We start from the raw sequence: 23,062 nt of genomic DNA, 5'->3' as shown, positions 1-23,062 counted from the left end.
GTCGATCGTGATATGGTCCTCGGGCGGGCCCACGAAATCGCCGGACATCGGAAAAAGAAAAATCTGTGCGCCAGAAAACATCGCCCGCCTCGCTCCGCTGGTATTATCCAGATCAGCTCTAGGGTTTACGGGCTTGCAGCCCATCTCTCAGCCCCGACGATACGGAGCACCCCTGTGGATGGCGGCAATTAAACAGATAAAGGGTGGAGCTGCAAGTCTGCGTCCGGCCCGTGAAACCTCAGGGTCAGAGGAGGTTCAGGTACCCGCAGGGGCATCTGAGCAAAACAGAAAAAGAATGCCAATCCGGCGTCCTGTCCGAGATCGCCCTCAATATTCTGAGAAACTAAATGACTGTGAAGGTATGGGAAAGGCGTCGGTCGAGCGGATCGTTTTCCGTTCGTCGTCACCATTATCGATGCCACGCGTTTGGTGAATTGTGGAAGCGTGAAGATATAATCGCATACGTTGTAGGTAGCGAGTTTCTCTATCGCCAATTACGACCCGCACTTTGTTGGAGAGCCAAATGCAAGAATTCCTTCTTTTTGCGTTCGTGGGGTTTGTAGCTCAAGCTGTGGACGGGGCTCTCGGCATGGCCTACGGCGTGGTTTCCTCGACAACATTACTGGGGTTTGGCGTGTCTCCTGCACACGCTTCGGCTTCAGTTCACGCGGCTGAGCTGTTTACCACTGCGGCCTCAGGTTCGGCTCACCTCTATCACCGCAACATTGACTGGAAGCTTTTCTGGCGGCTGATGCCATTTGGCGTGATCGGCGGCGTTCTCGGCGCTTTTGTGCTCACCTCGTTTGAAGGAGCCGTCATGAAGCCGTATGTGACCACATACCTTGCGCTCGTCGGAGCTTGGCTCCTGTTCCGGTCATTCCGGCGGATCCCAAGCAATCCGGTCCCTCCAGGCGTGGTACCTCCCCTTGGACTAGGTGGTGGATTTCTCGATGCCGCAGGGGGCGGCGGATGGGGACCCATCGTAACGACGGGCCTTCTCGGTTTTGGCGGCACGCCCCGCTACGTTATTGGCACGGTCAATGCCAGCGAGTTCCTCATCACGTTGTCGGTGTCTCTGACCTTCTTGTTTGCGTTACTAACGGGCCATTGGGAGGAGGCAGGAGAGCTAACGGAAAATCTACTCTCCGTTGCCGGCTTGATCGTTGGCGGCGTAGTCGCAGCGCCGATGGCCGGATTGGTAGTGAAGTCAATCGCAGAAAAGACGCTTCTCAGGCTCGTTGGCGTTGTCATCATGCTGCTGGCAGGTTGGCAAACCGCGGAACTCTTCGAATTGGTGTAATCACGTCGTGAAACTTCACTCCATGACACGGAGACTATCGAGTTCCACGCATCACCCCCGCTTCTCTGGCGGCCGCGCCGGAGACAAACTCCATTCCCAAATGGAACGAAGAGGCCCCGTTGTTGTTTGGGGTCCTTGGACAACCGGAGGCTGAGTGGATGAAAAAATTGCTTGCAACAACAGGATTGGCGCTGGCGGTCGCGATGCCTGCAGCGGCTCAGGACACCGCGACCGCGAAAGCCGAATTCGTCAACATGGCTGGCGAGAAGAACGGAACGGCCACGCTGACCGAGACGGCGCAGGGTGTGCTGATCGCGTTGGAGGTAACAGGACTGCCGGCGGGTGAATGGGTCGCGTTCCATGTTCATGAAACCGGAAAGTGCGACCATCAGACCGGCCATGACTCGGCAGGTGGGCACTTCAATCCGACGAATGCCGAACATGGATATCTCACTGGAAAAGGCCCGCACGCGGGCGACATGCCAAATCAGCGAGTCGGCGCCGACGGCGTTTTGCGTGCCCAGGCTTTCAACAGCATGGTCAAACTGGACGGTGGAGAAACGGCAATACGAGGCAAGGCATTGATGATCCACGGCGGACAGGACGACTACAAAAGCCAGCCTGCCGGTGATGCCGGAAATCGTCAGGCCTGCGCCGTGATCGAGTGAAAAGCCCCGAGACGAGTAATAGGCCTCTCCGACATATGATCTGACTGGCTCGTAACCCTCGAGGGTTAGGTCACCGTGCGCGGTCGGGTCTCTGGCATGAGGATAGGCCGGACGCTCGTGCGCCTGAAGAGGATTGACAACGCAGCCATCACGCCGAAATTGGCGTTCATTCTGTGACTGCCGGATGATTGCATGAACGATACTTCTCCCATGGGTGTGCCCTCCACGGGTCTTGCCCAGTCAGCCATTTCTGCCCGCGGCCTCGTCAAGACCTTCGGCAAGCTGCGCGCGGTCGATGGTATCGATCTCGATGTGCCGCGCGGCATGATTTTCGCCATCCTGGGCCCGAACGGCGCCGATCACCGCACCGGTTTTCGTGGCACCGGGTAAGATAATCGCGGCGCTGAACATCGCCGCCCCGGAAAACCGGGTGCCGGAAGAACGCATAAGCGAACTGGGCGACATGGTAGCCTAGGCCGCCCATCGGATTTCCGCCGCTCTTGGCTTTCGCTCGCCGGCTGCCAATGAGGTAGCGAGTTGAGCCGGTGCCAAACATCATACGACTTCCTCGGCAGATCGCGACGAGGCGTACATCTCCGGAACGGTGAAAATCGACACCTCGCCCTTGAAGCCTTGCAGTTCAAACACACCCGCCTGCACAACTGGCATTGATGCTCCCTGCGCAAATCCGGGACCAAGCACCAGAGGGATCCTCAGCTTTTTGGTCGTTGACTCGAGCCGTGCCGCGCGGTTCACCGGCGAGCCGATCGCGGTGTAATCGAAGCGCCGTTCGGAGCCGAAATTCCCTACGGAGCAGATGCCAGTCTCGATGGCGACGCCGATTTCGATGGAGGGATGCCCGCGCGCGGCGAAACCGGCATTTTCGCGCTTCACCCGTTCGATCAGGGCAAGCCCCGCCTCGAGCGCGCGCTCGCGATGATCTGGCTGATCAAGCGGCGCGTTCCAGAAGGCTAGCACGGCATCGCCCATGAACTTGTCGATCGTCCCGTCGCGCTTGAGTATCTCATCGGTCGCAAGGCCGAGAAAGTGATTGACCACCTTTCCGATTTCTTGGGCACCGAGTTGTTCGCTCATCGTCGTGAAGCCGCGTATGTCACTCAGCAGGATTGTGATCTCGCGCTTCTCTCCGGACAGGATCGCTTCGGTATCCGAATTTGCGAGGCGCTGCACCACGGAGGGCGACAGATATTGCGAAAACTGCCGTGCCAGGGTGGACCGACGCTGCTCGCTGCGCCTGTAGAGGACATAGCCTTCGAAGCCGGCTACGAGGATCGTCGCAAGCGCCGGCTGCAATGGATCATAGAGTGCACCCTCCAGGCTGTATTCGAGAGCGCCGAACGCGAAGGGTGTGGCAGCCAGGAGCGCCAGAGCGAGTGCGCCAAGCGCGACACGCTCGGCGAGAACTCCCGAAAGTCCGATGAAAACGATGCCACTGAGGACCAACCACAGCCGCTCCAGCGTACGCGCTTGCGTTGGCTCTACAAGATAGCGCGCGGCAAGCATCTGGCCGATTGCATCAGCGTGGATGTCCACGCCTGGTCGCGCCGGACGCGTCGGGGTGGGCAGATACTGCGTCAATCCCACGGCTGACAGATCAACAATGGCGATCGCGTTCCGCAGCCGCGGATCGCCGCGGCCCGAAAGGATATTACTGGCAGATATGCGAGGCGTATTGGTGTCGGTTTCCCAGAGACGGATGCTGCCCTGCGGCTCGAGTGGCACAATGGTGCCGGCCATCCTGAGCGCGTCAAACCCGGTGGCATTCATCCGGGCCACGTAGCCGTTCTCTCCGGCGTAGAGGCGCAGGAGTTCGAGCGCGAAGGACGGCCAGAGCTGCACGCCTTGAGCCGTATCTCGGAGCCAGAGCAGCGGCACATGGCGTAATACGCCGTCGGGATCCGGCGAAGCGCGAATGACGCCGAGGCCTGCAGCGGCGGTCGAGAAATCCGGAAGCGAGCCAGTCAGACCGGTGAAGCCAGGAAGCGTCTCGGGTACTTGCCCGACGATCGACCAACCGGCTTTGGGCTCTGCTTCTGATACGGTCGCCTCATTGCCCAGGCTGACGGCGAGCGCCGTTCGATGTTTCGCCAGTGCGCTCGCGAGGCGCTTGTCTCCGGCGATACCATCAGGAGAGATGTCAGCCTCGGGCAGCACCAGCGCAAGCCCGATCACCGCGGCACCGGACTCGGCGACACCGTCGACCAGATCGGCCAAAAGGCCACGGTTCCAGGGCCATCGCCCATATGCCTTAAGGCTCGCGTCGTCTATCGAGACTATGACAACAGGATTGCTCGTCGCCTCGCGCGGGGCGAGGAACTGGTAGAAGTCATACGTACGCTCGCGCAGGCGCGATAGCGGCCCGTCGAAAGCAAAATGGCAAGCGAGCAGCAAGAGTACGACCGCAAGACCCGGAAGCTTGCGCCGGGCAGCCCGCCGCCAATCAGCCAAGGGGCTCATGCCGGCCGGCCGGGCCTACCGGCAGTCGGGATAGCAGTCATCCTCATCCACCCCGCTGCCTACAGGGGGCGCTGGGCTGTCAGGGAACTCCATGGCCACGCCGGGCAATGCGCCGTCGGTGGACTTGCAGGCCTTGAGCGAGTTGCCGAGTGCTGACGCACAAATCGCGTTTACGTCCAGCCCCGGACCCGGTTTGCCTGGGAGGCCGGTGCCGGCTATCCGCTCGATGCTGTCCAATATCGGGAAGGCGTCGATACCGCCGTAGCCGGTCAGCAGTTTGTCATTGTCCGACGTGCAGGCGTGGCCCGGGTTTGTGACCACGAGCTTGCGGCCATTCATCATGCAGGTCATGCGGCCGGCGCGCAGTATGCCGACGGTCTGACCAGCTATCACAAGCACTTCAATGATGCCGCCTCTGGCTCCGAGCACCATGTGTGGCGTCGCAACTCGCATGTCGCCGCCCTTCGAAACCTGACCGCCGTAGAAACGGGCCAGGCCGCTGTTCATCCTGATATCGATCTTTCCTGATCGGGACCCCGGATTGTAGACGAATTCATCGATCGTCAGGCTGGTGTTCGGACCAATCTTGGCGCTCGACTCGTCCCGGAACACGAGCATTCCGAGACCGGTGACATTGCTACGCAGCTGGTCGCCGAGTTCGACGCCAGCGCCGACGTTCATCGCCTCGCCGTCATTACGGATGATGTTGGTCTGGTAGGCCGTCATGGACCCGACCGTTTCAGCGACAGATGGTGCCGCAAAGGCAAGGCAGGCGATACAAGTGGCTATCTGACGATACAGGGTCCTCATCGCGGCCTCTTTCAGTTGAGCGTCAACGTGTAGCTCACGAGCAATTCGAATGAATTCCGGTCGCCGCTAGCGATATCGAAGTCGGTTTCGCGATAGGCGAGGTCGACACTGACCTTCTGCCAGTCAGTGAGCTGAAAATCGCTTTCCGAGGCAATGCGCCAGAAGTCACTTTCTATGTTCGTGCCGATGCCGACGGACAAGTCGGGAGTGTCGCTGTGGCCGGCCGAGACGGCGACCTGGTGAGACCATACGAACAGGTCCGGTACTTCCATCAGTACGCCGCCGTAGCGGACCTCTCCCATATAGCTGCGGCCGATTTCGCCAGATCCGGAGGCGAAGTCATTCGAGCCGACCAAGCGCAGTCCGAGCGCCTGGCCATTGCGGAAGCGGTAGCTGCCGCCTGCCTCATAGAAGACCCTGCTATCGGCGAAGATGCCTTTCGAGCCGCTTAGATCGATGTAGCCAGCACCTGCGAAAAGCGTCGTCTCGACTGTGGGGCGAACGAGGAAGCGTCCACTGAGGCCGACGCCGGTCTCGTGGACATCGTTGTCGAAGCGATCTGTAACGGTAAACGCGGAAAGTAGCAGCCGCAGGGAATCGATCCCGCTGTTGGGCAGCCCCTTGTCCAGGGTAATGGCGGCGTTACCGTGGATAAAAGTCTCCTCGGCACCGGGAACCGACAGGTCTTCTGTGAAAAAGCGCTGTGTCGCCGTCAACGATCCCGAGAGGACAAGTGCATCAGCACTTGGCGTGCCGAGATCCCACCGGACAAAGCCGTCCGCCCGCCCATAGGGCGAGACCAAGGTGCGGTCGTCTTCGGCCCCGCCCGGCTCAAAATCGGTGGATGCGCTGAACATGCCGCCAGTCAGAGCGAGTTCCCAGGTGACGCCAAGTAACGCGCGCTCGATGCGGGCGAGCAGGCGAACGGCGTCCAGCTGCTCATCCGCGGGCAGGTCCCCGACCTCGAGGCCGTACTGCACCTGCCGCCGGGCCAATTCATAGGATCCGACATAATAGTACAATCGGCTGGCCGCGAGGCGCGCGCGCGCATCGCGAGGATATTTGATCAGATACTGCTCGATCGACGAGATCGCCTGATCGTACTGCCCTGCGTTGACGGCAACTGTGACGAATTGAGCTAGCGTCCCGTTGTCGGTCGGATTGGCAACGCGGGCCGAAAACGCATCGTCGTAGGCCGGATAGAGACCTTGTGCGCCGGCCGGCAATATGCCGGCACAGAGCAGCGCCGCGGCGAAGCCGAAGATCATTGAAAACGAGGAATGCATGCCGAGAACCCCACCCAACCCGACTAGTGCAGCGGATCTAGCACGCCTGCACGAAAAAAAGCGACGGAACTGTCACGAGATCTCCGAGTCTTCAGTAGCTGTTGCAGCTGCGCAACAAACTATCGGGTTCATTCGCATTTCGCCTACGCTGGTTGGTCAAACATCTTCTCAGCGTTGCTGGACTTCGATTAAGTATTCGCTACAAACGGCAACTAAGCCAAATCATAATGAGCCGTGGATTGCGCAGCCGACAAGATCAATATTGTTTGCGCGATTCTGCACGTATCTGGTCGCCGCTTGACGCATCAGGGTCGCATGCAGCTCATCCGAAGGTCTTCCGCCGCGTTGCGCAAGCGCTCGGAGAGCTGGCGGGCGATGCTTCTCAGGACGGGCTGCGTAAATGTGCGCCACTACAGCACGAGCGTAGTGGCAAGCCCCAGCATCAGGCCCATGCCTACAATATCGGTAACCGTGGTAAGGAAGATCGCGGAAGCCACGGCCGGATCGGCGCCGACCCGCCGCAGGCCCAACGGGATCAGCACGCCGGAGATCCCGGACATGAGGCACGATCCGGACATTGCGAGCAGGATCACAAGCGCCAGCATGGGCGCCTGGGCTGCCGACTCCGGTTGCCGCGACGCGTAGAACCACATGGCCGCGGCCGCCACGAGACCGACGAGCACGCCGTTGGCGATCCCGAGCACCCCCTCCCTCAGCACCAGGTGCAGCTTTGGTCGTTTGTCCACATCCCCTAAGGCGAGACCACGCAACGTCATGGCCAGTGCCTGGCAGCCGGTGTTTCCGCTTTGCCCGGCCAGCACCGGGAGGAACGCCGCCAAAGCGACGATCTTCTCGATCGTGCCTGTGAACGACCCGACCACGAAAGCGGCTATGAAGGCCGTCAGCAGGTTGAGCTGCAGCCACGGATGACGTTTCAAGAAGGCTGAAACCAGGGGCGTGAAAGAACGCTCCTCCTTCTGGACACCCACCATCTGGCCAGGCTGGGCAGAAATCTCGATGATTTGCTGCTCGAACAGCCGCCAGCCGCGAACCTGCCCGAGCAGCCGGTTCTCCACGTTCACCACGGGATAGACGGGGTAGTGACGGCGTACCGCCGCCGTGCAGGCTTCACCCAAAGGCATATCGACGTGAAGGGCGAACGGTTTCGGCAGCATGATCTGATCGACCGTGGCGGCCGGTTCGCTCAGCATCAGATCGCGCAGGACCACCAGGCCAACGAGTTTGTCGCCCGCGTCCGTGATGTAGAGGTAAGTCAACTCGGTCGGCACCTGCGCGCGCCTGACGGCCTCGACCGCGGCGGCTACCGTCGTTCCGACAGGAACGCTGGCGGGGATCGGGTCCATCAGCTCGATGACAGACCCGGGGAACGCGATATCCTTGCCGTCGCCATAAGGCGTGACAGGCCTCATATGCGATGGCAAATGCTCCGCCACCTTCCGGGCGTGCCTATCCGGCAACAACTTCAATAGGTCCCGGATGAACTCGGGAGACTCTCGGGCAAGCAATTCGGCCGCGTCGTCAGGTGCTCGAGCACGCAGCGTGCGCACCCACTTCTCAACGTCGTTCTCTTGCCTCATCTGTGCCCCCAACCTCTAATGTTCCGCCTCTGAACGTGTAGACGGGAGCGGTTCGCCCGCTCTGCCGTGGCGCGCAGTGCCCCAGCGCCTCGATCCGGAAATCTTCGCCTTCTCAGGGCGCAGAGTAGACCGGACCCAAACAATCTGAGCCATTGCGTGGGTGCATACAAGCGGGCTGTAACGTCAGCGTGTCGCCAAGAGAATTTTCGGTTGCCGAACTCGCCCGTCGCTTCGTGGGCTCTGCGAGCAGGTTGCAACCCATCAACGAAGTAAGGTCGGCAATGGGCCGTGGTGGCCCTGCTCATTGGGGTGCGCTCAGCCCGACAATTCGCCGTGTGAACGGCCGCGATTTAACCTGGGAAGATTGTGAAACCGCCATCGACGCGGATGACCTGCCCGTTGATGAAGCGCGCGCGCGGACCGGCGAGGAAGGCCACGGCTTCGGCGATCTCTTCAGGCTCCGCATACCGGTTTAGCGATTTCTTGCTTGAATCCATGCGTTCCGGATCGACCACGCGGCTCGCTTGGAACCGTGCCGTCTTGGTGGCGCCGGGGCTCACCGCATTGATGCGCACGCCATCGTCGATCAATTCCTTGGCGAGGCAGCGCGTATAATGGACGACGGCCGCCTTAAGCGTGGAGTAGACCACCTCCGGCGAGCATCCGATATGCGCTGCCGCCGAGGCTATGTTGATCACCGAGCCAGAGCCGCGCTTGACCATAGGCGGAATGAACGCCTGGCAGACCAGCATCGTGCCGATGAGATTGTTCTCGGTCAGCACCTTGATGTCGTCATAGTCGATGTCGAGCGCGTTGTTGGGACTGGGCTTTACTCCCTTGGCGCCGATGTCGCCGCCGGCGCAGTTGACCAGAACGTGCACATCGCCGAGGTCCGCCTCGATCTTCCGCTTCATTTCGGCGACGGCTTGCTTGTCGCCGATATTGCCCGTGACCGCGGTCACCCGTGTCCCATGTTTTTCCAAACCCCTTGCGGATTCGCCGAGGTCTGCGAATTCGCCATATTGGGATGGCCGGGTCCAATCGAGATCGTGGATCGCGACGTTTGCGCCAAGCTCGGCCAGGCGTTCGGCCATCACGCGGCCGAGGCCGCGTCCCGAGCCAGTCACGAAGGCAGTCAGGCCGCTGAGTTCTCGGGCAGTCATGCTGATTTCTCCATTGCAATGAAATCGAGCTTCTTCATGTTGGCGGCGCTGCGCCGGATCATGTCGAGCTCATACGAAACGAGCGCGCCGTCATCGCCGCGCTCCCATGGCGTCCGGTAGTCGGCATCGTCCGCAAGGCGGTTCACGTGCGCAGCACTCAGGCAGGCCGCGAACTCGCGCGCAGTCTTCGGCGGATATCCGTTCCACCAGTCGTCGGTAAGACAGCGAACGTGGCGGGCCTCCAGCGCGCCCGGCTCGAGCACGGCCGTCAGCGTGTCGTGGTGCTCGGCGAGGATGGCTGCCAGTTCGGCGAATGGCACGGCGCCGTCGCCGATCGCGCAGCGGACCAGACGGTAGCCTTCATCCGTGAACTGCACGCGATAGTCCTTGAGGTGGACATGGCGGACATGCGGCGCGATCCGCCGCGTGAAGGCAAGCGGTGCCTCGCCGACTGGGAACGTGTTGCCTGTATCGTAGGTGATGCCGACACCGGGCCCGCCGAGCTCGCAGAACGCGACCAGTTCATCGCTGCCGAAGTCCTGATGGTTCTCGATGCCGAGCACCCGGCCCTCAGCCGCCGCACGCGGTCCCCATTCCGTCAAGGCAGCGCGGATCGTCGCATTGAACTCGCTCCACTTCTGGCCGCATGCGTTGCGGTCGCCACACAGGACGGGGGTCAGCGCGATACGGATCGTTGTCGCCTCGAGCAGGCGCGCCGCCCGAAACGCATTATCCAGGGGACCGGCCACGATAAGACCGCCGCTCACCACCGGGACGATGTCACGCGCGGCCAGACGCCTGCGCAGATCGACGACCTCGGCGTCCGGCAAGTCGGTCAACCACGGTTCATAGATCTCGAGCGTGCGTGCGCCCAGTTCCTGCGCGAGCGCCATGAAGCCTTCCAGCCCCGCCCCATCCGGATTGTGCCGCGGCGTGCCGCGACCCTGCAGGCCGAGATAGTAGGTCAGTCCGTAAGGATTGAGGCCGAGACGAAGCATCAGCGTGACAGTCCCGTTGAAAGATGTGGAAGCGATCGCATCAGCGCAGACCGGCATCGACGGCGATGGACTGCTTGGTGATCATGCGGCTGTCATCTGCGGCAAGGAAGAGCACGGTCCGCGCAATCTCCTCGCCCAAGAGGACGCGGCGGATCAATTGTCGCTGCACCGTCTGGTCGATCGCGTCCTGCGTCTTGAACCACAGCTCGCGCTGCCGCTCGGTGATGACAGCGCCGGGTTCGACTGCATTGACGCGGATGTTGTCAGGTCCAAACGACCGCGCCAGTGCGCGGGTCAGGGCCACCACAGCCCCCTTGGCGGTAGCATAGGCCACCATCTGGTCCGCCCCGAAACGCCAGGCGATGGAAGAGAAGTTTATGATCGAGCCGAAGCCGAGTTCCTTCATATGCGGATGCACCGCTTGCGCGGCGAAGAAGTGATGCCGGAGATTGACGTCGAAGCTGCGGTCCCAATATTCTGACGTCACCGCGTCAACGGGATGGCGCTGATCGTCGGCAGCGTTGTTCACCAGGACGGCGACCGGACCAAGCCGCGCACGCACGGCTTCGACCGACGCCTGCAGTGCATCGACGTCGGTCACATCGCAACGGAGGTATAATGGGGGCCGCCCGGCGACGCTATCAAGCTCGCGCACCAACGCCTCCGCGGGTCCATCCTGCACATCGAGAAAGCCCACGCGCGCGCCATTCGAGACGAAGGCGCGGACCATATCGGCCCCGATCCCGGAGGCGCCGCCGGAGATCAGCACGACGCGATCGGTCAAGCTCGGGTAAGTCGCGAATTGCATGGACATCAGATCACAGAAGCGCCTTGGTTGTTGGATCGAACAGACAGGCGCGCGACATGTCGATGCCAAGCGTTATCGTCTCGCCCATGATGGGAGCCTCATCCGGCTCGAAACGGCCGGTGATCTCCAGGTCACCCAGCTTGAGGACGGCAAGCGTCTCGGCCCCGGTTGGCTCGACCAATTCGACCGGCGCCTGCATGGACTCGACAGCAGGTTTCCGCGACTTCAGGTCCGTCGTGAAACGGTAGATGTGTTCTGGCCGAACACCGAGCACTACGTCTTCTGGCGCGCCGGCGGGCAGCGGAGCGGCAAGGGTGAGAGTAGCGTCGCTGCCGTCGGCGGCGCGCACCGCGATGCTGGTTGAGCCCGTAAGCCTGGCGGGGATGAAATTCATCGCCGGCGATCCCATGAAACCGGCCACGAATATGTTGGTTGGCCGGTCATAGATCTGCTTCGGCGTGTCGAACTGCTGCACCGAGCCTTGGTTCATCACCGCGATGCGGGACGCGAGCGTCATCGCCTCGACCTGATCGTGGGTGACGTAGACCGTGGTCTTGCCGACGCGGTGGTGAAGCTTCTTGATTTCGGTGCGCATGTCGACGCGCAGCTTGGCGTCGAGATTGGACAGGGGCTCATCGAACAGAAACAGCTTTGGGTCGCGTACCAGCGCGCGCCCCATCGCAACGCGCTGCCGCTGGCCACCCGACAGCTGGCCGGGCTTGCGTTTGAGCAACTGCTCGATCTGCAGGAGTGCGGCAACCCGCTTTACCGCTTCCTCTTGCGCCGCTTTGGGCACGCCCCGGCTTTCCATGCCGAAGGTGATGTTCTCGCGCACCGTCATCGTGGGATAGAGGGCGTATGACTGGAACACCATCGCTATGTCGCGGTCCTTGGGCTGCACGGAGTTCACCAGCCGGTCGCCGATCCAGATCTCGCCCGACGTGACGGTTTCCAAGCCGGCGATCATGGCGAGCAAGGTTGACTTGCCGCAGCCGGAGGGGCCGACGAGCGCGACGAATTCCCCGGTCTGCGCCTCGAGATTGATGCCGGCCAGAATCTCGAGCCCGCCATAGCTCTTGTGAAGGTTGCGGATGGTCAGTGTGGACACGGGCGACGCCTCATTTGATGGCGCCCTGTGTCAGGCCGCGCACGAAGTATTTTCCACCGAACAGGTAGATCAGCAACGGTGGCAGCGCGCCGATCAGCACGGCTGCGCTCATCACGTCGTAAGCGCGGGCGGTCGTGCCGCCGGCAGTGAGCGCGACCAATGCCGCCGTGATCGGCTGCTGCTGGCCGGAGGTGAAGACAACGCCGAACAGATACTCGTTCCAGATACCGGTGAATTGCCAGATGACGGTGACAATCAAAATCGGCGGCGACAGCGGCAGGATGATCTTGCGGAAAATCCGCCAGAAGCCGGCGCCGTCGATGCGTGCCGCCTTGATAAGATCGTCCGGTATGCTGATGTAGAAGTTGCGGCAGAACAGGGTCGTGAACGAGATGCCCTGGACGACGTGAATCAAGACCAGCCCGTAGGTCGAATTGGTTAGGCCGAGCTTGCCGAGCAGGAACGCCCACGGCATTAGCGATATCTGGCCGGGCATGAAGACGCCGAGCAACATCAGATTGAACAGAATTTCCGAGCCCTTGAAGCGCCATTTCGACAGCACGTAGCCGTTCATGGCGCCGAGGAGCGTGGAGATGACCGTCGCGGGGATCGCCATCCAGAGCGAGTTGAAGAAATTGCGCTTCATGCCTTCGCAGGTGCCGCTGACGCAATAAGTGCCCCAAGCCTCCGCCCATGCATCGAGGCGGAAGCTGCGCGGCAGGGAGATGAGGCCGTTGCGGGCAATCTCGGACTGCTCCCGCAACGAGTTGAAGACCACGACTAGAAGCGGGGCAAGGTAGATGACAGCAAAAAGCGTCAGCACTGCATAGATAAGAAAGCGGTTCCAGAAATATCGCCGCGTAGCCGCGGCCGCTTCGGGATCATGCCGGGCGGTGAGGGCAATTTCAGCCATTGCGGCCCTCCGCCCGCCTGCGCCAAACGATCCATAAGGAATAGGGCACCAGCACAACCGCAAGGGCCGCGAGCATCATCATCGCCGCAGCGGCGCCCTCGCCGATCTGCCCGCGCTGGAACATGAGGTCGTAGACGTAGATCGCCGGGAAGGTGGTGGACACACCTGGCCCACCCCGCGTCAACGCTGCCACCAGGTCGAACGTCTTGATGGCGAACTGGATCTGAATGACCGCCACTGCCAGAAAAATCGGGGCGATCGTCGGCAGGATGACCCTCCGATAGATCCGCGAAACCGACGCACCGTCGATCTGCGCCGCTTTGACGAGATCCGGATCGACGGACCTCAGGCCAGCCAGGAAAAGCGCCATTGCGAAGCCGGATGACTGCCAGATACCGGTTATGATCACCGCATAGATCGCAGTGTTGCGGTTGGCTGTCAGGGCGAAGCTGAAGTCGGTCCAGCCGAGCCCCCGCACGAAGGCTTGGATGCCGTCGACGGGATTATAGAGCCAGCTCCACACCGTGCCGGTGACGATGAAGGACACTGCCAGCGGGTAGAGGAAGATCGTGCGCCAAACCGCCTCGCCGCGAACGCGCTGGTCGATCAGGATCGCGAGAAGCAGTCCGATGGCCATCGAGCCGACGATATAGAAGCCGCTGAACAGGAAGAGGTTGGTATAGGCGATGTTCCAGCGCCGGTTCGCCCAGAGCGAAGCATAATTGTCCAGACCGACGAACCCATAGGTCGGCATCAGCGACGAATTGGAGAGCGATAGATAGAGCGTCCAGAGTGTGAAGACGAAAACGTAGATGAAACTCGCCGCAAGTGACGGTGCCAGCACCAGAATGGGCACCATCGTGCCCAGGCGCTCCCGCCACGGGGTTGCGGGAGCTGCAACCGGTACAGTCAGGTCATGCGTGGACATCGGCTGCTCCAGCGAAGGTCAGGCCGGGGCGACGCGCGCCAGGCCATCATCGGCAGCTTCTTCACATCTGCGCTTCGGCCGCATCAGCCATGGCACTAGCTGCGTCCTGCGCGGTCATGTCCGGCGTCGCTACGAATTCGGTGACGGTATCCATGATCGCGCCGCGCACCTTCTGCGGGATCGTCATGTTATGCGCCATCGAACGGACAAGCGTGCCGCCATCGATCGACGCCTGCAGATCCTTCTGGGAGAGCTGCTGGCAGGGATTGAAGCCATTCGAAAGATCGACGTCGAGACGGGCCGGGATTGAGCCCTTGGTCTGATTGAAAATCGTCTGGAACTCGGGCGACAGGATCGTGCTGGCGAGCAGTTTCTGTCCCTCGGCGTAGTCCGGGTCCTTCTGCTGGAAGAACACGACCGAGTCGGAATTCAGGATGAAGCCCGGCTTGCCCCAGTCAGTCGGCGCCTGGGCGCAGACATAGTCGGTGCCCTCCTTAAAGCCGCCGGCTGTGAGCAGGCCGAGCGTCCAGTCGCCCATGATGTGGAAGGCGGCCTCGCCGCGGCCGACCAGATGCGACATGGTATCCCAGTCGCGCCCGTTCATGCCGGGGTCCATGTACTTCGTCGTCATGGTGCGGAATTGCTCGAAAGCCTTGACCATGCCGTCGCTGCGCATTGCCTCGACGTCACCCTCGACGAAGGCCTTCTTGAAGAGATCGAGATCCATTCCGTAGACCACGACCTCGAAGACCGTCGAATCGGTCCAGTCGGCGGTCGAGTGCGAGATGCAGATTTTGCCTGACGCCACGACCTTGTCGCAGGCGGCGTTGAATTCCACCCATGTCTTCGGCACCTCGGCGACGCCCGCGTCCTTCATGACCTTCGGCGATGCCCACAGCCAATTGATGCGGTGGATGTTCATCGGCGCCGCTACCCAGCTTCCGGTTGGCTTCATCACCGGCAGCAATTCGGGAGCGACTACTTTCTCCCAATTTTCCGCCTTTGCCAGTTCGTCGAGATTGGCTGTCATGCCGGTCTCGTTCCATTCGGCGATCTCGGGCCCCTTGAGCTGCACCGCGGGCGGTGCGTTGCCGGCGATCACGTCGGCGCGCAGTTTCGCCAGCGTGTTGGCCGTGTGGCCTGCGATGGAAGTCTGCTGCCAGGTGCCACCCTTCGCGGTGAACATCTCGCCGAGCTTTGCAATAGCCTGGGCGTCCGATCCGGTCGCCCATTGATGCAATAGATTGGTCTTGGGCTCTGCGAATGCGGCTCCCGCAACAAGAGTGTACGCCGTAGCGGCCGCAAGGACCGTCCTCAGATATTCCATCGTTTCACTCCCATATGTGCTGTACGGTTCGTATCGACCGCTTGTGACCGCGATTTGAAGCCGCCGCCGGTGAGATGCAGGTATCTCTGTTCTTTCCAAGATGACATATTTGGGCTATCAGTCAACGTCCTTTGTGCTCACCATGAACAAACCTTCGCTTAGAAATTGGCTGATCGACCAGCCCTCCGCATCACCGGAGAGCCTGATCGTGCGATGCCTGCGTGAGCGTGGCGTGCTTTCCGCGTCGCAAATCGCGCATATCACCGGCTTGGCGCGGTCGACGGTCTCAACCGCGCTCAATGGCTTGAGAAAATCCGGAATGGTGATCGAATCCTCGGCCCATCATGACGGGATCAGGGGTATCGGCAGGCCTGCCGCGACATTGACGCTCAATCCCGCTGCGGGCACCTGCGTCGGAATCCACCTGGGCCTCGACGAGATACGATGCGTCGTCGCGGACGTGTCGCATTCTGTCATTGTCGAACAAACTATTCCTATGGGGCTGGACTACCAGCCGCAACAGGCGGCCCAGCTCGCCAAGTCAGCAATTGCCCAATGTTACGACGAGAACGGTCTGCCGATGGCGGGGCTCCTGGGGGTTGGGGTTTCCGTCTCTGGCCCTGTCAGCCGCGAAGGAGTGGTGCTGCGTGCGAGTATTGTTCCGACCTGGGCCGGGGTCAACATCCGCGATGTGTTCGGGCCGGTCCTCGAACAGCCGATTTTCGCCGACAATGAGAGCAACTGCTCGGCCATTGCGGAGTTGATGTGGGGCGCGGCCGTCGGCCAAGACGATTTCGTCCTGTTCAAGATCGATCTGGGCGTCGGCGGGGCCATTGTCCAGCACGGCCGGCTAGTGACGGGCATCGCTGGCGGCGCCGGCGAATTCGGGCACATCAGCATCGATCCCGGCGGCGATCTTTGCCGGTGCGGCAATCGCGGATGCCTGGAGCTCTATGCCAGTTTTGCCCGGCCGCTCGAGCAGATTTCGCGCATCGTGCGGCGGCCGGTCACGATGGACGACGTGATCATGATGGCAGAACAGGGCGACGTCGGGGCGTTGCGGATGATCGAGGACACCGCCGAGTTCGCCGGCCGTGGTCTTGGCTTGATCGGCTCTGTGATCAATCCGCCGCTCATCATCATCGGTGGCCGCATGGCTTTGGCAGGCGACATTCTCCTGGCACCGCTGATCGCGTCATATGAACGCCACACGCTCATCAAGTCCCGCGATATCGCCCCCGCCCTGCGGACGCGGATAATTGTTGGCAAGCACACAGAGAACGACGCATTGCTCGGCGCGGTCGGCCTCGTGCTACGACACAACAGCCGACTGCAATGATCTGCCCTTGCTCTCAATTTATCTGGAGTAGCGGGAGAGCGCCATATCAAGCATTATCGCACGGAAATCGACCTGATCGTGCAGATGTAACCGAGTACGTGGTCAGCAAGTCCCTACGCGACATGCACTGTGCGCTGCCTGGGCTTGATCGCGGTGGCGAGCAGCAGGCCGGCGACGATAAAGGCAGCGCCGGCGAGGTCGTAGTCGTGCAAGCTTTCCCCGAGGAAAAGGTAAGCGAGCACGGCGACGAAGACAGTCTGCAGATAGAGCAGCATGCTGGCGCGCCCGGCGCCAAGCGTCTCGACGCTGCGGTTGTAGAGGTAATACATCAGAGCGCCTCCCGGGCCAGCGACATAGGCGAGTGCCAGAAGGCCGTTCGCATGCAGCGCCGAACGCTCCCCGGAGAACAGTTCCCAGAGATAGAGGGGCAGTGCGGCCAGCGCGCCGGCTGCTAGCAGCAGGACCACCATCGGCAGAAGCTCGATAGCGAATTTGGAACGACGCAGCAGCACGGTGTAGAGGCCCCAGCAAAACGCGCTGCCGACGATCCACAACTCGCCGGGATTGAACTGAAGCCGCATCAGCGCGGCAAGGTCGCCGCGCGCCACGATCACCACCATCCCGACCACGGCGAGCAGCGCGCCAAGCGCCTTCCAGACGCCGAGGGGCTCGCCGAGCACGAAGCGGGCAAGCACCATGGTCATGATCGGCGACAAGGCCATGATGATGCCGGCGGTCGTCGCGTTGGTGTAACTGAGGCCTGTGTAGATCATGCCCTGACAGAGGGTCAGCCCGATGGCGCCAATGGCCAGCACCTCGATCGCCCGGGATTGGATCAGCGCGAGCATCGCCCCATGATGGCGATGGACGATAGGCAGCAGGATCGCGCAGGCGAGCGCCAGCCGCCAGAAGCAGAGCGCCCAAGGCGGCATCTCGGGGGCAACCCATTTGGCTGCGATGTAGACGCCGGCGGACAGAAGCCAGCAGAGCGTCGCGGTGGAATAGGCCAGCGGAAGCGATGCGCCGGCTGTCGCCTTCGCTACGCCTGGATGGGCTATCGGCAGCGATTGCATGTTCGTCTCCTCCCACCGCCGACTTTAGCAAGATTGCTGCGTCTTGCCGAGCAGCAGCGCCACCTATTTCACCAATCCTTGTGCGACGGTTTTGTTTTCCGTGTGGAACACAGGGGCGCGGGCTTTCATCCGTTTGACCGATGCGCTGATCATGGAAGGTACCCACATTACAGCTGGATCAGTCCCTCTGATCCCAACAGACCTTTGCCCGCGACCTCTCCCGGAGGCGCGGGCTTTTCAATTCACAGGCTGCGGCCGTTGATGTTCCGGCTGCGCATGATGAAGCACCTGGCCAGGATCGGGCTCGTCTGAACGCCGCCGATAGAGACGCCTTTTATAGGCGACGGCATCATCCAGATAGATGTCAGAGAAGCGTCACGCTGCCTGTATGATGATGGCAGTATGGAGGGAAGCAACTTGCAACGATCGGGCGCCTGTCCAATCTGCCGGACCAATGCCGGTCCGGTGGCGTTGCGCGAAGGGGAGTATAGCGGCCGGCAGTGCGTGTGCGGGGTCATCTATATCGATCCGTTGCCGGCCCATCCGGTGGACGCGTCGATCGATCATCACCACAGCGTCTATTATTCCGCGCCGGCGCGCGCGCGGGTCGGCTGGGTGAAGGCGTTCACGCAGCGTGGACGGCTGCTTGAGATCGGCTGCGGTGACGGCGAGTTCACCGCGGCGGCGATCCGGGCCGGTTTCACGGTCGAGGCGGTCGAGCCGTCCGACGAACGCGCCACGCGCCTGGAACGCACGCTGGGCATCACGGTGGAGCGCGCTCTGATCGAGGACAGCCGTCTACCCGAAGGGCGCTACGACACCAGCTTCCATGTCGATCTGCTGAGTCACTTCCCCGATCCGGTGGCGGCGCTAAGGGCGATCGCGGCGAAGGTGGCGCCTGGCGGCACGGTCTGCTTCGAGGTCGGGCTGTTTTCCAACCTGTCGCCTTTCTGGCAGCGGCTTGTCGGGCGGCCGAACATGCCGACGCATATGTGGTTCTTCGATGCGCCGGCGATCGAGCGGTTGCTGGACGCAGCCGGGCTCAAGATGATCGCGATGCGGCGCTATCCGGTCGGGCTGTCGACCGCGCTCAGCACGGTGCTGGGCAGCCGGCGCGTCGCAGCGGCACCGGACAGCCACGCCCCTCTCGCGCAGGGCTGGGCGGCCGCGCCTTACTACCGGCTGCACATGTTCCTGCGCTACGGGATAGGCCGGTGGCTCCCGATGGGCGGTCCGCAAACCGCGTTCGTCGCCGCACGGCACAAGACCGACAGCGCGTGATGCGCAAGGGACGCCGCATCATCGTCGTCGTCACCGCGTTGCCGCGCTGGATTTCCGATTTCAACCACGTCAGCACCGCGTTGGCCGAGGCGGGCCACGCCGTGGAAGTGTGGTCGCCGGACGACAACGGGCTCGCCACCGCCGGCTGGGATTCCAGGCCGGCGATCGATGCCGCACGCGATGCGCTGGCGCCGGACATCGCGACGCGGACGATGCCGTTCTCGCGCAATCGCGGGCGGCCGAGCCTATTGCGGCTGGCGCGCGCCAGCTTGATGGCGGCGCGAGCGGCGCTGTTCAGTCCGGGCAGTGTGTTCATCCTGTGGTCGGCACTGTCGATCCTGCTGGCCGGGCCGTGGGTCAGGCTCAGCAACCGGCATGCGATCTATCTGGTCACTGGACTCGGCGCGTCCTTCTCGGAGTCGCAGCGCGGCAGCCTGACGACCCGGCTGATCTGCATTGTCTATCGCTTCGCCTTCGCTAGCCGTCGCGCGATCGTCATCGTCCACAATCACGAGGACAAGGCCGAACTGATCAGGCGCACCGGCGTCGCAGCGGACCGCGTGATCGTCACCGGCGGCTGCGGCGTCATGCCGGAGGACTTCCCCTACAAGCAAGCGCGCGCGGTCGGCGCACGGCCGACGATACTCGTTCCCGGGCGACTGTTGCGCGACAAGGGCGTGCTGGACGCGGCCGCCGCGTCGGGCCTCCTGTCCGAGCGCGGCGTGGCGCATCGCATGGTGTTCACCTCGAACCCGATGAGCGGCCGCGCCGACGCGCTGACGGAAGCGGAACTGGCGCGGGCACGCTCCTATCCCGATGTGGCATTCATCGGGTACCAGCCGAGCATCACTGCGCTGTACGCCGGGGCGGACATCGCCTGCATCCCATCGTGGTATCGCGAGGGATTGCAGACCGCCTTGCTCGAATCCGCCTCCTCTGGGTGCCCGATTGTCGCGTGCGACAATGTCGGGGTGCGCGATTTCCTGCGGCCCGAAATCGACGCACTGGTCGTGCCGCCGCACGCGCCGGCGCGGCTGGCCGATGCGCTGGAGCGGATGATCCGCGAACCCGGCCTCGCCGAGCGGCTGCGGACCGCAGCTTATGCCCGATTCCTGTCCGGCTTCACTCGGCAGCACATGGTGGAGGCGACGCTGGCAGCGATGCGCGGCACCGGCATCGAGACGCCGCGATGAGCAGTGGCGCATGGACCGGTCTGATCATGGCCGGCGGGCAGGGCGAGCGCATGGCGCGCTCCGGCGTAGTCGGGCGCAAGCCGCTGGTCGAAGTCGGCGGGGTCAGCCTGCTCGAGCGCAACATCTGGATGATGGCGCGTGGCGGATGCCGGCGCATCTTCATTGCGCTGACCCGTGCCGATGCAGCGCGTGAGGCGGACAGGATCGCCGATTTCGCCGCACGCGCCGCCGGCATCGGCGTGGCGTTAGCTCCCTTGATCGAGGAAGTGCCGCAGGGCAATTTCGGCGCGGCGACAATGCTGTCGGGCGACGCCGGCGACGTGCTGGTGGTGTATGCCGACAATCTCACCACGCTCGATCTGGCGGCGCTGGCCGCTGCGCATCGTGCGTCCGGCGCGGCGATGACGCTGGCGGCGCATGACGAGCCATTCCGCATGCCCTACGGCGCGCTCGAGGTGGACGCGGGTGATCCTGATCGGCTCACCGCCTATCGCGAGAAGCCGGTCTATCCGATCCTGGTCGGCAGCGGGCTTGCGGTGGTGACCGCTGCCGCATTGGGCAGCCTGCCGCAGCGCACGCCGCTCGGCCTGGTCGATGCCGCCAATCTGTTGATAGCTGCTGGTGCGGTGGTGCGGCTATATCGCCACCAGGCTTCATGGATCGACGTCAATGACGCCGCCAAGCTGGCTGCCGCCGAAGCCTTGCTCTTGGGCGATACCGCCTTCGAAGCATGGTGGCCGGGGGAGGTCGCGCGCGAGATCCGGGTCGCGGGCGGCAACGAAGACTATGTCTGCGACGCGATGACGGAAGCCGGCGTGCTGCGGGTCCATGTCGGCGCGGCAGGTGCGCTCAGTAGCGACGAGCTGCCGGAGCCAGTGCGCCGTCGCCTCGCCGCACGGGGGTACGAGGCGTGATCGGCATCACCGGTGCGAACGGCTTTATCGGCCGGGCGGTGCTGCGCCGGATCGGCGAGGATGCATGCGTGGCGCATGTCGGCCCGATCGACGGGGAAGCGGGAGCGATCGACATTTGCGACCAGCCGGCGCTAGAGGCATTGTTCGCCGGGATCGACACCATCGTTCATCTTGCCGGGCCTAGTTCCGTTGCGGCTTCGTTCGACGCGCCGGCGGCATTCGCCCGCGCACATGTGCTGGGCACGGCGACGTTGCTCGCCGCCGCCGAGCGGATTGGCGTGCGGCGCTTCGTCCATGTGTCGTCGGCCGAGGTCTATGGTCGCCCGGACACCGCGTGCGTATCGGAGAGCGCGCCGCTCCTGCCACTCTCGCCTTATGGCGCGGCAAAGGCGGCGGCGGAGCAACTCGTCTCGGGTGCGGTGCGGCGAGGGACGCTGGGGTCGGCAATCATTGTTCGGCCCTTCTCGGTCTACGGCCCGGGGATGCGGGCGAACGGGCTGGTCGGCCGTCTGGCGGCACAGGCGCGCCTGCGACAGCCGATGCGCGTCTTCTCGGCCGATACGACGCGCGATTACCTGCATGTCGACGATCTGGCGCGGGGATTGCTGATGGCCGCCGCGCGCGACGAGCCTGGCCTCCTGACGCTCAACATAGCCTCCGGCATCGGGACCGACGTCGCCGCGCTCGCCGCCGCCTTCGCGAGGATCGGCGGCGGAACGGACGCGCTTATCGTTGAGGAACAGGGCGACCGATCGCGCGCCCTCGACATCGAGCATCTCGTCGCCGACGTCTCGCTGGCGCGCGAGACGCTAGGCTGGCGGGCGGAGATCGCGCTGGCCGACGGCGTGCGCGATTGCCTGGGTGATATGACGTGACGCGGACGATACTGGTCACCGGCGCACAAGGGTTCATCGGCCGCTATCTGGTGCGCGCTTTGTGCGATCGCGGCGATTGCCGGGTAATCGGCGCCGGCCGTTCGCCGGGCAATGCGACACGCTTCACGCACCACATCCATCCCGGCGGTGCCGAGCACGCTGCGCCGCTGCCAAATGCTCTGGTGCCCGACGGGCCGAATTATGCCTATGTCGCTACCGACCTGTCGCACGCGGCGGCAGCGGCGCGGCTGATCGCGGAAACCGCGCCTGATATCGTCTTCCATCTTGCCGGATCGTTGCGCGACGAACCATTCGATCGGCTGGTGACCAACAACATCGTCGTCACGCGCCATCTCTGCGATGCGCTGGCCGGGCGGGGCGCGGTGCTGGTGCTGGGATCCTCGGGCTCGATCTATGGCGAACTCGGCGGTGGGGGTTTGCCGCTGGTCGAAACCGGCGCGACAGAGCCGATTGACCTATACGCCGCGACCAAGCGCACCAGCGAGGACATCGTGCGGATCGCAACGCGCGCGGGAAGGATCGACGGCCGTGTGGCGCGCATCTTCAACGTCGTCGGTCCGGGCCAGGAGGAGCGCCATGTCGCCGGCCGCATCGCCAGCCAACTCACAGAGCTAAGGGTGGGGCGCCGCAATGGCATCGCCCTCGGTCCGCTGACCGCCTGGCGCGATTTCATCGACGTGCGCGACGTGGCGAGTGCGCTGGTCGCGATCGGTTTTGCCGGGGCCGGCGATATTTTCTATAACGTCGCCTCAGGGCGCGAGACGCAGATCGCCACAGTCTACGATCTGCTCGTCGCCGCGGCTGGGATTGCCGATCCGGCGCTGGCGCAGTTGCCGGGACGGGCGGTGGATATCGGGCGGCAGGTGGTCGATGTCAGCCGGTTGCGCGCGCTCGGCTGGCAGCCCCGTGTCGATCTTCCGCAGAGCCTCGGCGACGTGATGCATTATTATCTCGAACTGGAGACTCAAACGTGACCGTGGA

21 protein-coding genes and 1 riboswitch are annotated in these 23,062 nt (G+C 62.9%); of the genes, 9 read left to right on the top strand and 12 right to left on the bottom strand.

All coding sequences use genetic code 11. The annotated features are described in order from the left end of the window. Window positions 1–71 precede the first annotated feature (71 nt). Window positions 72–184: riboswitch (TPP riboswitch) on the bottom strand. Between the two features lie 339 nt (window positions 185–523). From EOC94_RS21505 to EOC94_RS21495, 3 genes are all read left to right on the top strand, one after another. Next, the gene (locus tag EOC94_RS21505; protein WP_127293298.1) at window positions 524–1,300 is read left to right on the top strand and encodes a sulfite exporter TauE/SafE family protein; all 777 of its coding nucleotides are present in this window, start codon (window positions 524–526) and stop codon (window positions 1,298–1,300) included. A gap of 158 nt (window positions 1,301–1,458) precedes the next feature. Next, a complete protein-coding gene (locus EOC94_RS21500) occupies window positions 1,459–1,968 on the top strand; it encodes a superoxide dismutase family protein (protein WP_127293296.1) in 510 nt (169 codons plus the stop codon). Window positions 1,969–2,160: 192 nt separating this feature from the next. Next, on the top strand, window positions 2,161–2,358 hold the full coding sequence (locus EOC94_RS21495) for a hypothetical protein (RefSeq protein ID WP_245465618.1): 198 nt from the start codon (window positions 2,161–2,163) through the stop codon (window positions 2,356–2,358). A 165-nt stretch (window positions 2,359–2,523) separates the two neighbouring features. On the opposite strand, the gene EOC94_RS21485 is transcribed toward EOC94_RS21495, so the two are convergent. The 11 genes from EOC94_RS21485 to EOC94_RS21435 form a co-directional block, all read right to left on the bottom strand. Next, window positions 2,524–4,446: an adenylate/guanylate cyclase domain-containing protein gene (locus tag EOC94_RS21485; RefSeq protein ID WP_127293294.1), complete on the bottom strand. Its 1,923-nt coding sequence runs from the start codon at window positions 4,444–4,446 to the stop codon at window positions 2,524–2,526. Window positions 4,447–4,461: 15 nt separating this feature from the next. Continuing rightward, window positions 4,462–5,172 carry a FecR domain-containing protein gene (locus EOC94_RS21480; RefSeq protein WP_185928296.1) on the bottom strand — a complete coding sequence of 237 codons (711 nt, stop codon included), beginning with the start codon at window positions 5,170–5,172 and terminating at the stop codon, window positions 4,462–4,464. 95 nt (window positions 5,173–5,267) lie between these two features. Further along, window positions 5,268–6,542: a tetratricopeptide repeat protein gene (locus EOC94_RS21475; RefSeq protein ID WP_127293290.1), complete on the bottom strand. Its 1,275-nt coding sequence runs from the start codon at window positions 6,540–6,542 to the stop codon at window positions 5,268–5,270. A 410-nt stretch (window positions 6,543–6,952) separates the two neighbouring features. Next, window positions 6,953–8,140, bottom strand: coding sequence for a magnesium transporter (locus tag EOC94_RS21470; RefSeq protein ID WP_095484125.1), 1,188 nt, complete (start codon window positions 8,138–8,140; stop codon window positions 6,953–6,955). A gap of 350 nt (window positions 8,141–8,490) precedes the next feature. Further along, window positions 8,491–9,303, bottom strand: a complete 813-nt coding sequence (locus EOC94_RS21465; protein WP_095484126.1) for an SDR family oxidoreductase — start codon at window positions 9,301–9,303, stop codon at window positions 8,491–8,493. Beyond that, a complete protein-coding gene (locus EOC94_RS21460) occupies window positions 9,300–10,301 on the bottom strand; it encodes a sugar phosphate isomerase/epimerase family protein (RefSeq protein ID WP_095484247.1) in 1,002 nt (333 codons plus the stop codon). The genes EOC94_RS21465 and EOC94_RS21460 overlap by 4 nt, the downstream gene beginning before the upstream one ends. A 40-nt stretch (window positions 10,302–10,341) precedes the next feature. Next, entirely contained in the window at window positions 10,342–11,070 is a 729-nt protein-coding gene (locus EOC94_RS21455) for an SDR family oxidoreductase (protein WP_348627398.1), read from the bottom strand. Window positions 11,071–11,119: 49 nt separating this feature from the next. Continuing rightward, window positions 11,120–12,217 (bottom strand): sn-glycerol-3-phosphate ABC transporter ATP-binding protein UgpC, encoded by a 1,098-nt coding sequence (gene ugpC / locus EOC94_RS21450; protein ID WP_127293286.1) that lies wholly within the window; start codon window positions 12,215–12,217, stop codon window positions 11,120–11,122. A gap of 10 nt (window positions 12,218–12,227) precedes the next feature. Next, complete coding sequence (locus tag EOC94_RS21445; RefSeq protein ID WP_127293284.1) at window positions 12,228–13,130, bottom strand: carbohydrate ABC transporter permease; 903 nt, start codon at window positions 13,128–13,130, stop codon at window positions 12,228–12,230. Beyond that, window positions 13,123–14,058, bottom strand: a complete 936-nt coding sequence (locus tag EOC94_RS21440; RefSeq protein ID WP_127293282.1) for a sugar ABC transporter permease — start codon at window positions 14,056–14,058, stop codon at window positions 13,123–13,125. The genes EOC94_RS21445 and EOC94_RS21440 overlap by 8 nt, the downstream gene beginning before the upstream one ends. A gap of 61 nt (window positions 14,059–14,119) precedes the next feature. Then, window positions 14,120–15,385, bottom strand: coding sequence for an ABC transporter substrate-binding protein (locus tag EOC94_RS21435; RefSeq protein WP_127293280.1), 1,266 nt, complete (start codon window positions 15,383–15,385; stop codon window positions 14,120–14,122). A gap of 109 nt (window positions 15,386–15,494) precedes the next feature. On the opposite strand from EOC94_RS21435, the gene EOC94_RS21430 reads away from it, so the two are divergent. Further along, complete coding sequence (locus tag EOC94_RS21430; protein WP_185928294.1) at window positions 15,495–16,724, top strand: ROK family transcriptional regulator; 1,230 nt, start codon at window positions 15,495–15,497, stop codon at window positions 16,722–16,724. 113 nt (window positions 16,725–16,837) lie between these two features. On the opposite strand, the gene EOC94_RS21425 is transcribed toward EOC94_RS21430, so the two are convergent. Beyond that, window positions 16,838–17,797, bottom strand: a complete 960-nt coding sequence (locus EOC94_RS21425; RefSeq protein ID WP_126105187.1) for a DMT family transporter — start codon at window positions 17,795–17,797, stop codon at window positions 16,838–16,840. Between the two features lie 417 nt (window positions 17,798–18,214). On the opposite strand from EOC94_RS21425, the gene EOC94_RS21420 reads away from it, so the two are divergent. The 5 genes from EOC94_RS21420 to EOC94_RS21400 are packed head-to-tail and all read left to right on the top strand — an operon-like array spanning window position 18,215 to window position 23,055. After that, a complete protein-coding gene (locus EOC94_RS21420) occupies window positions 18,215–19,078 on the top strand; it encodes a class I SAM-dependent methyltransferase (protein ID WP_245457944.1) in 864 nt (287 codons plus the stop codon). Further along, the gene (locus tag EOC94_RS21415) at window positions 19,078–20,271 is read left to right on the top strand and encodes a glycosyltransferase (protein ID WP_126105189.1); all 1,194 of its coding nucleotides are present in this window, start codon (window positions 19,078–19,080) and stop codon (window positions 20,269–20,271) included. Before EOC94_RS21420 ends, EOC94_RS21415 begins: the two co-directional genes overlap by 1 nt. Continuing rightward, a complete protein-coding gene (locus EOC94_RS21410) occupies window positions 20,268–21,185 on the top strand; it encodes a sugar phosphate nucleotidyltransferase (protein WP_127293278.1) in 918 nt (305 codons plus the stop codon). The genes EOC94_RS21415 and EOC94_RS21410 overlap by 4 nt, the downstream gene beginning before the upstream one ends. Then, on the top strand, window positions 21,182–22,060 hold the full coding sequence (locus tag EOC94_RS21405) for an NAD-dependent epimerase/dehydratase family protein (protein ID WP_127293276.1): 879 nt from the start codon (window positions 21,182–21,184) through the stop codon (window positions 22,058–22,060). The genes EOC94_RS21410 and EOC94_RS21405 overlap by 4 nt, the downstream gene beginning before the upstream one ends. After that, window positions 22,057–23,055, top strand: a complete 999-nt coding sequence (locus tag EOC94_RS21400; protein ID WP_127293274.1) for an NAD(P)-dependent oxidoreductase — start codon at window positions 22,057–22,059, stop codon at window positions 23,053–23,055. The genes EOC94_RS21405 and EOC94_RS21400 overlap by 4 nt, the downstream gene beginning before the upstream one ends. The last annotated feature ends 7 nt before the right edge of the window (window positions 23,056–23,062 follow it).

This window comes from Mesorhizobium sp. M6A.T.Ce.TU.016.01.1.1, from assembly GCF_003997065.1.
Classification (GTDB): domain Bacteria; phylum Pseudomonadota; class Alphaproteobacteria; order Rhizobiales; family Rhizobiaceae; genus Mesorhizobium; species Mesorhizobium mediterraneum.
Note: the sequence above shows the minus strand (reverse complement) of the source record. Positions and strands in the feature narration are given on the sequence as shown.

Excerpts from the sequence above, each read along its gene's own strand:
- EOC94_RS21505 (WP_127293298.1), top strand. The coding sequence starts at position 524 with ATGCAAGAATTCCTTCTTTTTGCGTTCGTGGGGTTTGTAGCTCAAGCT.
- EOC94_RS21500 (WP_127293296.1), top strand. The coding sequence starts at position 1,459 with ATGAAAAAATTGCTTGCAACAACAGGATTGGCGCTGGCGGTCGCGATG.
- EOC94_RS21495 (WP_245465618.1), top strand. The coding sequence starts at position 2,161 with ATGAACGATACTTCTCCCATGGGTGTGCCCTCCACGGGTCTTGCCCAG.
- EOC94_RS21485 (WP_127293294.1), bottom strand. The coding sequence starts at position 4,446 with ATGAGCCCCTTGGCTGATTGGCGGCGGGCTGCCCGGCGCAAGCTTCCG.
- EOC94_RS21480 (WP_185928296.1), bottom strand. The coding sequence starts at position 5,172 with ATGACGGCCTACCAGACCAACATCATCCGTAATGACGGCGAGGCGATG.
- EOC94_RS21475 (WP_127293290.1), bottom strand. The coding sequence starts at position 6,542 with ATGCATTCCTCGTTTTCAATGATCTTCGGCTTCGCCGCGGCGCTGCTC.
- EOC94_RS21470 (WP_095484125.1), bottom strand. The coding sequence starts at position 8,140 with ATGAGGCAAGAGAACGACGTTGAGAAGTGGGTGCGCACGCTGCGTGCT.
- EOC94_RS21465 (WP_095484126.1), bottom strand. The coding sequence starts at position 9,303 with ATGACTGCCCGAGAACTCAGCGGCCTGACTGCCTTCGTGACTGGCTCG.
- EOC94_RS21460 (WP_095484247.1), bottom strand. The coding sequence starts at position 10,301 with ATGCTTCGTCTCGGCCTCAATCCTTACGGACTGACCTACTATCTCGGC.
- EOC94_RS21445 (WP_127293284.1), bottom strand. The coding sequence starts at position 13,130 with ATGGCTGAAATTGCCCTCACCGCCCGGCATGATCCCGAAGCGGCCGCG.
- EOC94_RS21440 (WP_127293282.1), bottom strand. The coding sequence starts at position 14,058 with ATGTCCACGCATGACCTGACTGTACCGGTTGCAGCTCCCGCAACCCCG.
- EOC94_RS21435 (WP_127293280.1), bottom strand. The coding sequence starts at position 15,385 with ATGGAATATCTGAGGACGGTCCTTGCGGCCGCTACGGCGTACACTCTT.
- EOC94_RS21425 (WP_126105187.1), bottom strand. The coding sequence starts at position 17,797 with ATGCAATCGCTGCCGATAGCCCATCCAGGCGTAGCGAAGGCGACAGCC.
- EOC94_RS21415 (WP_126105189.1), top strand. The coding sequence starts at position 19,078 with ATGCGCAAGGGACGCCGCATCATCGTCGTCGTCACCGCGTTGCCGCGC.
- EOC94_RS21410 (WP_127293278.1), top strand. The coding sequence starts at position 20,268 with ATGAGCAGTGGCGCATGGACCGGTCTGATCATGGCCGGCGGGCAGGGC.